This window comes from Micromonospora sp. DH13, assembly GCF_020873825.1.
GTDB lineage: Bacteria > Actinomycetota > Actinomycetes > Mycobacteriales > Micromonosporaceae > Micromonospora > Micromonospora haikouensis.
In genome coordinates, this window is record NZ_JAHWGR010000002.1 from 352,623 (window position 1) to 367,085 (window position 14,463).

A 14,463-nucleotide genomic window follows, 5' to 3' on the forward strand; every position below is an offset into this window, starting at 1 on the left:
AGTCACGCCTGCCGGAACTCCCGGTCGATCAGGTCCATCAGCTCGTCCGCCGAGGCCGCCCCGATCATGGCGCCCTCGGCGGCGCGCTGTTCGGCCTCGTCCACGGGGTCGGGGCCCAGGGCCAGCAGCCGCAGCCGGTGGTCGATCAGGTCCCGGGTGGCGTCCCCGGGAAGCGCCGCGAGGGCCGCCTCCAACCGGTCCAGGTGTTCGAGGACGGCCTCCGCGGGTGACGGCTGCGGCGGAACCAGGCGCTGCCGCACGTGGTCCGCGAGAGCCCCCACCGTCGGGTAGTCGAAGACGAGCGTGGCGGGCAGCGGCAGGCCGGTCGCCCGGCGCAGCCGGTTACGCAGCTCGAGCGCCGTGAGGGAGTCGAACCCCAGGTCCTGGAACGGGCGGTCGGTGGCGATGTCGCCCGGCGACCCGTGCCCCAGGACCGCGGCCAGGTGACCCCGCAGCACCTCGACCGTGACGGCCCGCTGCTCGTCGTCGTCGCGGCCGACGAGGCGGGCCGCGAGGTCCGGTTCGGCGCTCTCGGCCCGGCGGCGGGGCACCCGGACCAGGTCGCGCAGCACCGGGGGCAGCGCGTCGGCGACGGCCTGGGCGCGCAGTTCGCGCAGGTGCAGCCGGGCCACGACGACGGTGGGCAGGTCGGCGTCGAGGACGCCGTCGAAGCAGGCGAGCGCCTCGTCGGTGGGCAGCGGGACGAGCCCACGGCGGGCCGCGCCGCCGTGCCGGCCCTCGTCGAGTCCACCGGTCAGCGCGCTCTTCTGCTGCCACGGACCCCACGCCACGGACACGGCCGGAAGGCCGAGGGCGTGCCGGTACCGGGCGAGCCCGTCGAGGAAGCTGTTGGCGGCGGCGTAGTTGGCCTGGCCCGGCGCGCCCAGGACGCCCGCAGCGGAGGAGAACAGGACGAACGCCGAAAGGTCGAGGTCCCGCGTCAGCTCGTGCAGGTTCCAGGCGGCGTCGACCTTCGGGCCCAGCACCGTGTCGAGCCGCTCGGGGGTGAGGGACGGCACCGTGGCGTCGTCGAGGGTCCCGGCGGCGTGGACCACGCCCGTGAGCGGGTGCTCGCCGGGTATCGCCGACAGCACCCGGGTGAGCGCGGCGCGGTCGGTGGTGTCGCAGGCCGCGACGGTGACGCTCGCGCCGAGAGCGGACAGCTCGGTCGCCAGCTCGGGCGCGCCCGGCGCGTCCAGGCCGCCGCGGCTGACCAGCACGAGATGTCCGACCCGGTGCGCGGTGACGAGGTGCCGGGCGACGAGGCCGCCGAGCGTGCCGGTGCCACCGGTGATCAGCACCGTGCCGCCCGGCCGGAAGGCAGCCGCGAGCGCGGGCCGGGCGTCGGCCCCGCCGCTCGCGTCGTCCGTCGCCGACCACCAGGCCAGGCGAGGCACGTACGCCCTGCCGTCGCGGACCGCCGCCTGCGGTTCCCCGGACGCGATCACCGCGGCGACCGCCTGCTCCGTCGCGGTGGCGTCGACGTCGACGAGCTGGAAGCGCCCCGGATTCTCCGCCTGCGCGCTGCGGACGAGGCCCCAGACGGCAGCTGCCGCGAGATCCGTCACCGGCTCCTGCTCGGTGCTGCCGGTCGCGCCCCGGGTGATCAGGGCGAGCGACGACCCGGCGAAGGTGTCGTCCGCGAGCCACTCCTGCACGGTGTGCAGGGTCCGGTGCGTCGCGAGGTGCGCCTGTGCCGCCGGGTCGGCTCCCGCGCCGTCCGGGACCGACACGACCACGACCGGGGGCACCGGTGCGCCGCCGGCGAGCGCCGCGCGCAGGTCGTCCAGGGTGGCGTGCCGAGGAGCGGAGACCTGGTCGACGGCGGTCGCGCCGACGAAGACCAACGGCTGGGCGGGGGCCGCCGGCGCTGTCGCCTCGACCCACCGCCACCGCAGCGTCGGTGCGCGGTCGCGGGCCGCTGCGCCGAGATCGCCGCGCAGGGGGCGCATGCGCAGCGCGCCGATCCGCCCGGCCGGCCGGCCCTCGGCGTCGGTCAGGTCGAGGCTGACCGCCTGGTCGGCGGAGGACCTGATCCGGACGCGGAGCGCCCTGCCCACGGTCGCCTCCAGCGAGAGCCCGGTCCAGGAGAACGGCAGCAACGCCGCGGAGCCGGCCGCCTCCCGCGCCCGCGCCGGGTCGGCCATCAGCGTGTGCAGGGCCGCGTCGAGCAGCGCGGGATGGACGCCGAACCCCCCGACGTCCACGTCCTCCGGCAGGGTCACCTCGGCGCAGAGCTCGTCGCCGTGCCGCCAGGCCGCCCGCAGGCCCTGGAAGGCCGGGCCGTAGAGCTGGCCCTTGGCGAGGAACCGGTCGTACACGGCGTCGAGGTCGAGGCGCTCGGCGCCCGGCGGCGGCCAGGCCGTCAGCCCCTCGGCGGCCGGCGGCGCGGTGCCGGTCAGCGTGCCGCTGGCGTGCAGGGTCCAGTCCGCGTCGTCGTCCTCGGACTCCGGTCGCGCATGCACCGTGAGCTGCTGTGTCCCGTTCTCCTCGGAGGCGACCACCAGCTGCAGCCGCACCCCGCCCTGCTCGGGCACCACCAGCGGCGCGAGCAGCGTGAGCTCGTCGACGGCGGCGCCGCCCGCCAGGTGCGCCGCGTACAGCGCCAGTTCGACGAAGGCGGCTCCGGGCACGACCACCACGTCCTCGACGCGGTGGTCCGCGAGCCAGGGATGGGTACGCAGCGAGACCCGGCCGGTGAAGATCCGCTGACCGTCCGCGGCGACCGACAGCCCCGCGGCGATCAGGGGGTGCCCCGTGTCGTCCAGGCCGGCCGACGTGACGTCGCCCGTCGCGGTCTGCGCCTTCAGCCAGTAGTGGCCGCGTTGGAACGGGTAGGTCGGCAGGTCGAGCCGAGCGGATCCACGGGGCAGCACCGTCGTCCAGTCCACCGGCGCGCCGTGGACGTGGGCCCTGGCGAGGGCGGCCAGCACATCCCGGGCGCCGTCCTGGTCGCGGCGCAGCGTCCCGCCGACCTGGCCCGTACGGCCGGCGCGCTCCAGCGACTGCTCGATGCCCACGGCCAGCACGGGATGCGGGCTGGCCTCGACGAACAGGTGGTGACCGGCGTCGAGCAGGGCCTCGGTCGCCGCGGCGAACCGGACCGTGTGCCGCAGGTTCCGGAACCAGTAGCCGGCGTCCAACTCGGTGGTGTCCACCGGCGCTCCGGTGAGCGTCGAGTAGAACGGCACGGTGCCGGCGCGCGGCCGGACCGGCCCGAGAGCGTCCAGCAGCTCGTCGCGGATCGCGTCGACGTGCGGGCTGTGCGAGGCGTAGTCGACGGGGATGAGCCGGGCGCGGACGCCGTCGGCCACGCACCGGGCCACGAAGTCGCCCACGGCGGTGACGTCGCCGGCCACCACGCAGTCGTGCGGTCCGTTGACCGCCGCGAGGTGGACGTCGCCGGCCTCCGAAAGACGCGCGGTGACCTCCTCCGCCGCCAGGGACACCGAGGCCATCGCGCCCAGGCCGGCGATCCGGGTGAGGATCCGGCTGCGCAGCGCCACGACGCGGGCGGCGTCGTCGAGGGACAACACACCGGCGACGTACGCGGCGGCGATCTCGCCCTGGGAGTGCCCGACGACCGCGTCCGGCACGACGCCGGCGGCCCGCCAGAGCGCGGCCAGCGACGTCATGACCGCGAACAGGGCGGGCTGGACGACGTCCACGCGGCCCAGGTCGGCCGAGCCGGGTGCGCCCCGCAGCACGTCGAGCAGCGACCAGTCGGTGTGCCGGTCGATCGCCTCGGCGCAGGCGCGCAGGTGCTCGGCGAACACCGGCGACTGCTCCAGCAGGTCGAGCGCCATCCCCGTCCACTGCGAGCCCTGCCCGGGGAACACCAGGACGATCCGCGCGGGGCCGGTGGGCGTGTCCGCCCGGACGACCGCGGGATGCTGCTCACCGGCGGCCACGGCGTCCAGCCCGGCCAGCAGCTCGTCCCGGTCACCGCCGACGACGACGGCGCGGTGGTCGAAGGTCGTGCGCGCCGTCGCCAGGCTCCAGGCCACGTCGGTGGCCCGCGTGTCGTGGTGCGCCCGGGCGTACGAGGCGAGGCCGGCGGCCTGCTGCCGGAGGGCGGCCGGGGTCCGCGCCGAGACGAGCCACGCGAGAGGGGTGGGGTCGCCGTCGGGGCGGCCGGGCGACAGGGCGGCCGGCGTCGCCGTCGCCTCCGGCGCGGGGGCGCGGCGGCTGTCGGCGTCCGCCGGCTGCTCGAGGATGACGTGGGCGTTGGTGCCGCTGATGCCGAACGCGGACACCCCGGCGCGCCGGGGCCGCCCGGTCTGCGGCCACGGGGCGGTCTCGGTCAGCACCGCGACGCCGCTGTCCGCCCACTCGACGTGCGGGGTGGGCGCGTCGACGTGCAGCACGGCGGGGAGGAGGCCGTGCTCGATCGCCTGCACCATCTTGATCACGCCCGCCACCCCGGCGGCCTGCTGGGTGTGGCCGATGTTGGACTTGACGGAACCGATCCACAGGGGACTGTCGTCGGAGCGGGCCCGTCCGTACGTGGCGATGAGCGCCTGAGCCTCGATGGGGTCGCCGAGGGTGGTGCCGGTGCCGTGTGCCTCCACGGCGTCCACGTCGGCGTGGCCGAGCCCGGCGTTCGTCAGGGCCTGGTCGATCACCCGCTGCTGGGCCGGCCCGTTCGGCGCCGTCAGGCCGTTGCTGGTGCCGTCGGAGTTGACCGCGCTGCCCCGGACGACCGCCAGCACCCGGTGGTTGTTGCGCCGCGCGTCCGACAGCCGTTCCACCAGCAGCAGGCCCACGCCCTCGGAGAAGACGGTGCCGTCGGCGGCGGCCGCGAACGGCTTGCAGTGGCCGTCCGGCGCGAGGCCGCGCTGGCGGCTGAAGCCGACGAACACGCTGGGCGAGGGCATCACGGTGGCCCCGCCCGCCAGGGCGAGGTCGCACTCGCCGTTGCGCAGCGCCTGCACGGCCAGGTGCAGGGACACCAGCGACGAGGAGCAGGCGGTGTCGACGGTGACGGCCGGGCCTTCGAGGCCCAGCGCGTAGGCGATGCGGCCGGACGCGACGCTGCTCGACGCGCCGGTCAGCAGGTAGCCCTCGACCGCCTCGGCGGCCCGCGACGCCCCGCCCGGGTATCCGTAGGAGGTCATGCCCACGAAGACGCCCGTGCGGCTGTGCCGCAGCGACTCGGGCCGGATCCCGGCGCGTTCGAGGGTCTCCCACGCGGTCTCCAGGAGCACCCGCTGCTGCGGGTCGGTGCCGAGCGCCTCGCGGGGGCTCATGCCGAAGAACTCCGCGTCGAAGTGCCCGGCCCCGTCGAGGAAGCCGCCGCGGTCGACGTAGGTGGTGCCGGCGTGGTCCGGGTCGGGGTGGAAGAGCCGGTCCAGGTCCCAGCCGCGGTCCTGCGGGAACGTCGACACGTGCTCGCCGCCGGAGACCACGACGTCCCAGAGGTCCCTCGGCGACCGGATGCCGCCGGGGAAGCGGCAGGCCATCCCGACGATCACGATCGGATCGTCGGCCTCCCGCGTCGTCGCCGCCCGGGCCGTGGCCGGGCGGTCCTGCCCGCTCACCCGCTCGTGCAGGTGGCCGGCGAGCGCCGCCGCATGGGGGTAGTCGAAGATCAGGGTGGCGGGCAGGCGCAGGCCGGTCTCGGCGTTGAGGCGGTTGCGCAGCTCCACCGCCGTGAGCGAGTCGAACCCGATCTCCTGGAACGGACGCCGCGGGTCGATGGTCTGCGGCGCCGGGTGGTTCAGGACGGCGCCGACGTTGTCGCGGACGAGATCCAGCAGCAGGGCCTGTTGTTCCGCCTCGGAACGACCGGCCAGTTCCCGCTGCAGCGCGCCCTGGCGGGCGGCGCGCCCGCCGACCTGGCGGCGGGTGGGGTTCAGGAAGCCGCGCAGCACGGCGGGGGCCGCCCGGGTGTCGGCGGCGGCCCGTACCGCACCGAGGTTGATGCCGGCGGGGACCAGGTCCGGTCGGCCGCCGTCGAGCCCGATGTCGAACAGCGCGAGGGCCTCGGCGTCGGACATCGTGGTGAGCAGGCTGTGCGCGACGGCGTGCCGCTTGTCGTCGAAGAGTTCGGCGGTGATGCCGCTGGCGCTCTGCCACAGCCCCCAGGCGAGCGAGACGGCGGGCAGTCCCCGGGCGTGCCGGTGGGCGGCGAGCGCGTCGAGGTAGGTGTTGCCGGCCGCGTAGTTGGCCTGGCCGGGGTTGCCGAGGGTGCCGGCGAGCGAGGAGAAGAGCACGAACGCGCTGAGGTCGTGTGCGGCGGTGAGCTCGTGCAGCTGCCACGCCGCGTCGACCTTGGGCCGCAGCACCGGGTCGAGCTGCCGGGGCTCCAGCACGGTGACGGCGGCGTCGTCGGTGACCCCCGCCGAGTGGACGACGGCGGTGAGCGGGTGCTCCGGCGGGATTTCGTCGAGCAGCCGGCGCAGGTCCTCGCGGTCGGCCACGTCGCAGGCGCGGACGACGACGTCGGCGCCCAGCCCGGCCAGCTCGGCCTGCAACTCGGCGGCGCCGGCGGCCTCGATGCCGCGCCGGCTCACCAGCAGCAGGTGCCGCACGCCGTGCGCGGTGACCAGGTGCCGCCCGACGGCCGCCCCGAGGGTGCCGGTGCCGCCGGTGACCAGGACCGTGCCGTCGGCGTCGAGCGGGCGCGCGACGGTGAGCACCAGCTTGCCGGTGTGCCGGGCCTGGCTCATCAGCCGGAACGCCTGAGGGGCCTGCCGGACGTCGAAGGCCGTGACCGGCAGCGGGGTCAGCGCGCCCTGCGCGAACAGCCGGCCCAGGTCGGCCAGCATCCGCTGGACGTGGTCGGGGCCGCTCTCCACCGTCTCGAAGGCCCGGTACGCGACGCCGGGATGCCGGGCCGCCACCTCGGCCGGGTCACGCACGTCGGTCTTGCCCAGCTCCAGGAAGCGCCCGCCGCGGGGCATCAGCCGCAGCGAGGCGTCCACGAACTCGCCGGCGAGCGAGTCGAGGACGACGTCGAAGCCGTCCCCGCCGGTGGCGGCGCGGAACGTCTCCTCGAAGGCGAGGGTCCGCGAGTCGGCGACGTGCCGCGCGTCGAAGCCCATCGCGTGCAGGGTGTCCCACTTCGGTGTGCTGGCGGTGGCGTAGGTCTCGGCGCCCCAGTGGCGGGCGAGCTGGACCGCCGCCATGCCGACGCCGCCGGTGGCGGCGTGGACCAGCAGCCGCTGGCCGGGCCGCAGGTCGGCGAGGTCCCGCAGGGCGTAGTAGGCGGTGAGGAACGCGACCGGCGCCGCGGCGGCCTGCACGAACGTCCAGCCGGCCGGCACGCGGGTCAGCGCCCGGCGGTCGGCGACCGCGACCGGCCCGACGGCCCCGTCGCTGAACAGTCCCATCACCGCGTCGCCGGGGGCCAGGTCCGTCACGCCCGCGCCGGTGTCGAGGACGACACCGGCGGCCTCGCTGCCGATGAGCGCCTCGCCGGGGTACATGCCGAGCGCGATCAGCACGTCGCGGAAGTTCATCCCGGCGGCCCGGACCGCCACCCGCACCTCGCCGTCGGCCAGCGGCTGCCGGTCGGCGGCGCAGGGTTCCAGGACCAGGTTGTCGAGGGTGCCGGGGCCGCTGCTGGACAGCCGCCACGCGGTGGCGTCGGCGGGCGGGACAGCCATGGCCTCGGCGTCGGCGTGGATCAGACGCGCCGCGTACGCCTCGCCGTCGCGCAACGCGAGCTGCGGCTCCCCGGAGGCCAGCGCCGCCCGCAGCCGGCGCAGCGAGCTCTCCCGACCGTCCATGTCCACCAGGTGGAACCGGTCGGGCTGCTCCAGTTGGGCCACGCGCAGGAACCCCCACGCCGGTGCGGCGGCCAGGCCGGTGACGTGGTCGCCGGCGCGCGCGGCGACCGCCCGTTCGGTGACGACGACCAGCCGGCTGTGCTCCAGCCGTTCGGCGGCGAGCCACCGCCGCACCAGATCGTGGACCCAGTGCGTGGTCGCGTGGGCCCCCGACGGCGGGTCGGCGTCGGCCGGCGGGGCGGGGGCGAACGCGACCACGGTGCCCGGAACCGGTGCTCCGGCGTCGACCGCCGGCCACCACGACTCGGGGTCGGCGACCACCCGGAGGTCGCCGCCGAGCCACTCGACGGGCTGCGGCGGCGCGCCGAGGACCAGCCAGTCGCCGTCCTGCTCGGCCTCGGTGCCCGCGGTCACCGGCTGCCAGGCGAGCCGGTAGAGCGAGCTTCGCCGGGCGGCGCTGGCGGCGGTGCGCCCGGCCGAGAGCGGCCGGACGGTCAGCGCCTCCACCGACGCGACCGCAAGCCCCGCCTGGTCCATGACGGACACGCTGACGGTGTCGGGTCCCTTTGGGCGCAGCCGGACCCGCACGGCGGTGGCGCCGACGGCGTGCACGGACACGCCGCGCCACGCGAACGGCAACCGGGTCCGGCCGTCGTGTTCGCCGCCGGACAGCGCGGTGGCGTGCAGCGCGGCGTCGAAGAGGGCGGGGTGCAGGGCGAACCCCCGGGCGTCGACGTCGTCGGGCAACTCGACCTCGGCGTACAGGTCGCCGCCGAGGCCCCAGGCGGCCCGGAGCCCGCGGAAGACCGGGCCGTACGCCAGGCCGATGTCGCTCAGCCGCGGGTAGACCTCGGCGGTGTCCAGGCGGGTCGCCCCGGCCGGCGGCCACAACTCGACCGGAGCGGGCGCCGGGGCGACCTGCGGGAGCAGGAGGCCGGTCGCGTGGCAGACCCACGGGGCGTCCTCGGCGTCCCGGTCGTCGTGCTCCGCCCGGGAGTGGATGGTGACCGGGCGCTCCCCGTCGGCTGCTGCCGCGCCGACCAGCACCTGGATCTGCACCGCGTCGCGTTCGGCCACGACCAGCGGCGTCTGCAGGGTCAGCTCGGCGAGCTGGCCGCACCCGACGCGGTAGGCGGCGTGCAGGCCCAGCTCGACCAGGGCGGTCGCGGGGACGATCACCTCGCCGTGCACGGCGTGGTCGGCGAGCCACGGGTGGGTACGCAGGGACAGCCGGCCGGAGAACAGGTGACCGCCCCCGTCGGCCAGCATGGTCTCGGCGGCCAGCAGCGGGTGGCCGGCCGAGCCCAGCCCGGCCGACCGGACGTCGCCGCCGGTCTGCGCCCCGTCGGGCCAGTACCGGTGCCCGACGAAGGGGTAGGTGGGCAGGTCGACCGGGGTCACGTCGCGCCGGGGCAGGACGGTCGCCCAGTCCGGGGCCGCACCGTGGACGTGGGCCTGGGCGAGGGACTGCAGCAGCCGGTCCGGGCCGCCGTGGTCGCGGCGCAGCGTGCCGTGGGCGGTCGCCGGCGTTGCGCTGTCGTCGATGGTCTCCTGCAGCGGTGTGGTCAGCACCGGGTGCGGGCTGACCTCGATGAACAGGGTGTGCCCGTCGGCCAGCAGGGCCCGGACGGCGGGTTCGAGCGCGACGGGCTGCCGCAGGTTGCGGTACCAGTAGGCCGCGTCGAGCGAGCCCGTGTCGGCCGGCGCGGCGGTGACGGTGGAGTAGAACGCGATGTCGGCCGGCACCGGGGTGATCCCGGCGAGGGCCGCCTCCAGCCGTTCGCGCAGCGGCTCGACGGCCGCGGTGTGCGAGGCGTAGTCGACGGGGATCACCCGGGCCTGCACCCCGTCGGCCTCGCAGGCCCGGACGAGGTCGTGCAGCGCGTCGGGGGGCCCGGCCACCACGGTCGAGCCGGGCGCGTTGACCGCGGCGATGCTCAGCCCGTCGCGGCCGGGATGCCGGAGCAGGCGCTCGACGTCGGCCGCGGGCAGCGGCAGCGACGCCATGCCGCCCGTGCCGGCCAGGTCGAGCAGCAGCCGGCTGCGCAGCGCGACGATCGTCGCGGCGGCGTCGAGGGGCAGCGCGCCGGCGATGTGGGCCGCCGCGATCTCCCCCTGCGAGTGGCCCACGACCGCGTCCGGGCGTACCCCGGCGGCCTGCCAGACCCGGGCGAGCGACACCATGACGGCGAACAGCGCGGGCTGGACCACGTCGACCCGGTCCAGGGCGGGCGCGCCGGGGACGCCGTGCAGGACGTCCAGCAGGGACCAGTCGGTGTGCGGGGCGAGCGCGTCGGCGCAGGCCCGCAGGTGCTCACGGAAGAGGGGGCAGCTCTCGGACAGCTCGACGGCCATCCGGTCCCACTGCGAGCCCTGCCCGGGGAAGACGAACACGGTCCTCGCCGCCGCGCCGTGCCCACTCACCACGGACGCCGCCGGCCTGCCGTCCGCCACGGCGGCGAGCCCGGCCAGCAGCTCCTCGGCGGTGTCGGCGACGACGGCCGTACGGTGCTCGTGGTGTTCGCGTTCGAACGCCAGCGCGTGGCCGATGTCGGCGAGCCGGTCGCCGGGCCGGGCGGTCGCGAACTCCCGCAGCCGCGCGGCCTGCCGGCGCAGGGCCTCCTCGCTCCTGGCGGAGAGCAGCCAGGGCAGCGTGCCGCCGGTGAGCAGCGCTCCGGCCGGGGCCGCGCGGTCCGGGGCGGGCTGCGGTGCCGGCCGGGGCGGTGCGGCCTCCAGCACCAGGTGGGCGTTGGTGCCGCCCACCCCGAACGACGACACGGCCGCCCGGCGCGGACGGCCGGTCTCGGGCCACGGCCGCGCCTCGCCGAGCAGGCTCACCTGCCCGGCGTCCCAGTTCACGTGCGGCGTGGGCGCGTCGATGTGCAGCGTCCGCGGCAGCAGCCCGTGCTGGAGGGCCAGCACCATCTTGATCACTCCGGCCACGCCGCCGGCGCCCTGCGGGTGACCGATGTTGGACTTGACCGAGCCCAGCCACAGCGGCTGGCCCGTGGGCCGGTCCTGCCCGTACGTGGCCAGGAGCGCCTGCGCCTCGATGGGGTCGCCCAGCGTCGTGCCGGTGCCGTGTGCCTCGACGACGTCGATGTCGCCGGGGGTGAGCCGGGCGTCGGCCAGCGCGAGTTCGATCACCCGTTGCTGCGACGGGCCGTTCGGCGCGGTGAGCCCGTTGCTGGCGCCGTCGGAGTTGACCGCCGACCCGCGCAGCACGGCAAGGACCCGGTCGCCGTCGCGGTGGGCGTCGGACAGCCGGCGCAGCATCAGCATGCCGACGCCCTCGCCCCAGCCGATGCCGTCGGCCGCCGCCGCGAACGGCTTGCACCGCCCGTCCGGCGCCAGGCCGCGCTGCCGGCTGAACTCGGTGAACCAGGCCGACGTGGCCATGACGGTGACGCCACCGGCCAGCGCCCGGTCGCACTCGCCGTTGCGCAGTGCCCGGACGGCCAGGTGCAGCGCCACCGCCGAGGTGGAACAGGCGGTGTCCACCGTGACGGCAGGGCCTTCGAGCCCGTACGCGTACGCGATCCGCCCGGACATGATGCTGGCCTGCGTGCCGGTCAGCACGTAGCCCTCGACCTGCGCCAGGGCGGGCAGCAGGCTCATGTTGTAGGTCTGGCCGATGCTGCCGACGAACACGCCGGTACGCGTGCCGCGCAGCCGCGCCGGGGGGATGCCGGCCCGCTCCAGGGTCTCCCAGGTGACCTCGAGCAGTTGGCGCTGCTGCGGGTCCATCGCCAGGGCCTCGCGCGGGCTGATCCCGAAGAACTCGGCGTCGAAGCGGTCGGCGTCGGCGAGGAACGCCCCCTCGCGGGTGTAGCTCTTGCCCACCGCGTCGGGGTCGGGGTCGTAGATGTCCTCGATGTCCCAGCCGCGGTCCGTGGGCACCCGGGTGACGGCGTCCCGCTCGGCCACGAGCAGCTCCCACAGCTGTTCGGGGGAGCCCACGCCACCGGGGAAGCGGCATCCCATGGACACGACCGCGATCGGTTCGTGCCCACGGTCCTCGACCTCCTGCAGCCGCCGGCGGGCCTGGCGCAGACCGGTCGTGGTCCGCTTCAGGTACTCGCGCAGCTTCGCCTCGTTCGCCATCGGGTCGAGCTCGGCCGACTCAGAACTCATCCACGCCTCGCACGGGACTCGAAATGATTGCATAACGGCGTCGCGCAGGGCGGGCGCCAGTGGCAAGAATGGCACCGGATTCTAACGGTCGGCTTGGTCGCCGCTAAATTGCGGAATCGCCGCCGACGAATTCCGGGCGGCTGGTTGCCGAGGTCCGGGGCGGTCCCGGCGGTTCTGCATCGGCGGGCCATCGTCTGCTGGCCGGGCGCACCGAATCCGTACGGAAACGGATAGGGCTTTTAGGGCGAATTTAAAGAACGGCAGCATAATGTGTGGACGGCGTTCGCCGAGGAGAGGTGAATGTTTTGAGTGGCATTCTCAGTCGATCTGATCCGCGGTCGTCGGTCCTGCCGGACGGGCTCCGCGTCCTGCGGTCCGGATCGGCCACCCAGGGCGTGCTGACCACGAACGAGGAGTTCTCCGCGTGGCTGCGCGAACGTGAGGCGACCGACTCGATGACGGTCGAGCAGGTCCCGCTCGACGAGATGAGGGGCTGGCACTTCAGCGCCGGCCGCGCCGCGCTCGTGCACGACAGCGGCAAGTTCTTCAGCGTCGGCGGGGTGGACGTCTCCCGCACCGGTCGCGGTCCGCGGTCCTGGCAGCAGCCGATCATCCGGCAGAACGAGGTCGGGATCCTCGGCCTGCTGGCCAAGGAGTTCGGCGGCGTCCTGCACTTCCTGATGCAGGCCAAGATCGAGCCGGGCAACCGCCGGCAGGTGCAGCTGTCGCCGACGGTGCAGGCCACGCGCAGCAACTACACCAAGGTGCACGGCGGGGCGTCCACGCCGTATCTGGAGCACTTCCTGCGTCCCGGCCGCGGCCGGGTCCTCGCCGACGTGCTGCAGTCCGAGCAGGGCACGTGGTTCCTGGGCAAACGCAACCGCAACATGGTCGTGGAGACGACCGACGACGTCCCCGTCCGGGACAACTTCCGGTGGCTGACGTTCGGTCAGATCCGGCAGCTGCTCACCGTGCCGAACATGATCAACATGGACTCCCGCACGGTGCTCTCCTGCCTGCCGAGCGACACCTCCGGCTGGCTGTTCGATCCGCTGGCGGGCAACGGCGACTGCGCGGACCCGGAGTTCGCCTTCGATCTCCAGCGGTCGCTGCAGGCTTCGGAGGCGGAGGGCCGGCACACCGACGCCGAGATCATCAGCTGGCTCAACGACGTCCGGATCGACACGGCGATCGAGCTCCGGTCGGTCGGCCTGGCCCAGCTCGAGGACTGGGAACTGTCGCGTTCGCGCATCGAGCACCGGCAGGGCAAGCACTTCCGCGTCATCGGGGTCTCGGTCGCCAGCGGCCAGCGCGAGGTCACCCAGTGGGCCCAGCCCCTCATCGCGCCGTGCGACGTCGGGCTGGTGGCCTTCCTGACCCGCCGGATCAACGGTGTGCTGCACATTCTGATGCGCGCGTCGGTGGAGGCGGGGTTCCTCGACGTCGCCGAGCTCGGCCCCACCCTGCAATGCAATCCGGCGACCTACGCCGACCTGCCGCCGCAGGAGCGACCGCGCTTCTACGACTACGTCCTCGCGGCGCGCGACAACATTCGATACGATGTGCTGCTTTCCGAAGAGGGCGGCCGTTTCTACCATGCCGAATGTCGTTACCTGGTGCTTGAATGCGATGCGGAGCCGGCGGTGCTGGAGCCGCATCCCGACTTCCGCTGGATGACCGTGCGGCAGTTGACGGCATTGTTGCGCCACCACAACTACGTCAATGTCCAGGCCCGCACTCTGCTGGCCTGCCTGCACGCCCTCTGGTGAGGGCCGTGCGGCGGCGGACGACGCGGTGCGCGAAGGAGGATGAATGACGACGGCTTCACAGGAGAGCGCCCGGTGGGCCCGGCGGTTCGTGCCGGCGGCCGAGGCCGCCCCCGTGCGGTTGCTGTGCCTCCCGCACGCGGGCGGCTCGGCCAGCTACTTCCACCCGTTGGCCCGCCTGCTCGACACGCGCGTCGACGTGCTCGCGGTGCAGTACCCGGGGCGCCAGGACCGGCGCCTGGAGCCGTGCATCGACGACATCCGGGTCCTGGCCGACGCCGCGTTCGAGGCCCTGCGGCCGGTGCTCGACCGGCCGGTGGCCCTCTTCGGGCACAGCATGGGCGCCACGCTCGGGTTCGAGCTGGCGCGGCGGATCGAGGCCGCCGACGAGGCGAACCCCGTGCGGTTGTTCGCCTCGGGGCGGCGGGCGCCGGCGACGCAGGGCGGTGAGCTGGTGCACCGCTTCGACGACGACCGCCTCCTGGGCGAGCTCGCCAGCCTCAGCGGCACGGACGTCCGGGTGCTCGGCGACGAGGAGATGATGCGGTCCGTGCTGCCCGCGATCCGGGCCGACTACAAGGCCGCGGAGTCCTACCGGCTCACCGAGCAGGTGCGGCTGCGGTGCCCGATCACGGCCCTGGCCGGCGACGCGGACCCGAAGGCGAGCCTGGACGACGTCCGGGCCTGGCAACGGCACACGACGGCCGAGTTCGACCTGCGGGTCTACCCGGGCGGCCACTTCTTCCTGGCCGAACACGGCCAGGCGATCGTGCAACTCATCACCGAGCAACTGACCGTGTGCACGGCATGACAGCGAAGGAGAGCAACGC

General features: G+C 75.0%; 3 protein-coding genes. 2 read left to right on the forward strand and 1 reads right to left on the reverse strand.

Annotation, left to right across the window (positions count from 1 at the left end; translation table 11 throughout):
* Positions 1 to 2: 2 nt before the first annotated feature.
* Positions 3 to 11,867, reverse strand: coding sequence for a type I polyketide synthase (locus LPA42_RS03475; protein WP_198956692.1), 11,865 nt, complete (start codon positions 11,865 to 11,867; stop codon positions 3 to 5).
* Between the two features lie 272 nt (positions 11,868 to 12,139).
* Here LPA42_RS03475 and LPA42_RS03480 point away from each other — a divergent pair, with 272 nt between their 5' ends.
* Together LPA42_RS03480 and LPA42_RS03485 are read left to right on the forward strand one after the other, a co-directional pair.
* Complete coding sequence (locus tag LPA42_RS03480; RefSeq protein WP_228986306.1) at positions 12,140 to 13,636, forward strand: NDP-hexose 2,3-dehydratase family protein; 1,497 nt, start codon at positions 12,140 to 12,142, stop codon at positions 13,634 to 13,636.
* A gap of 43 nt (positions 13,637 to 13,679) precedes the next feature.
* Positions 13,680 to 14,444 (forward strand): thioesterase II family protein, encoded by a 765-nt coding sequence (locus LPA42_RS03485; protein WP_077939336.1) that lies wholly within the window; start codon positions 13,680 to 13,682, stop codon positions 14,442 to 14,444.
* Positions 14,445 to 14,463: the final 19 nt, after the last annotated feature.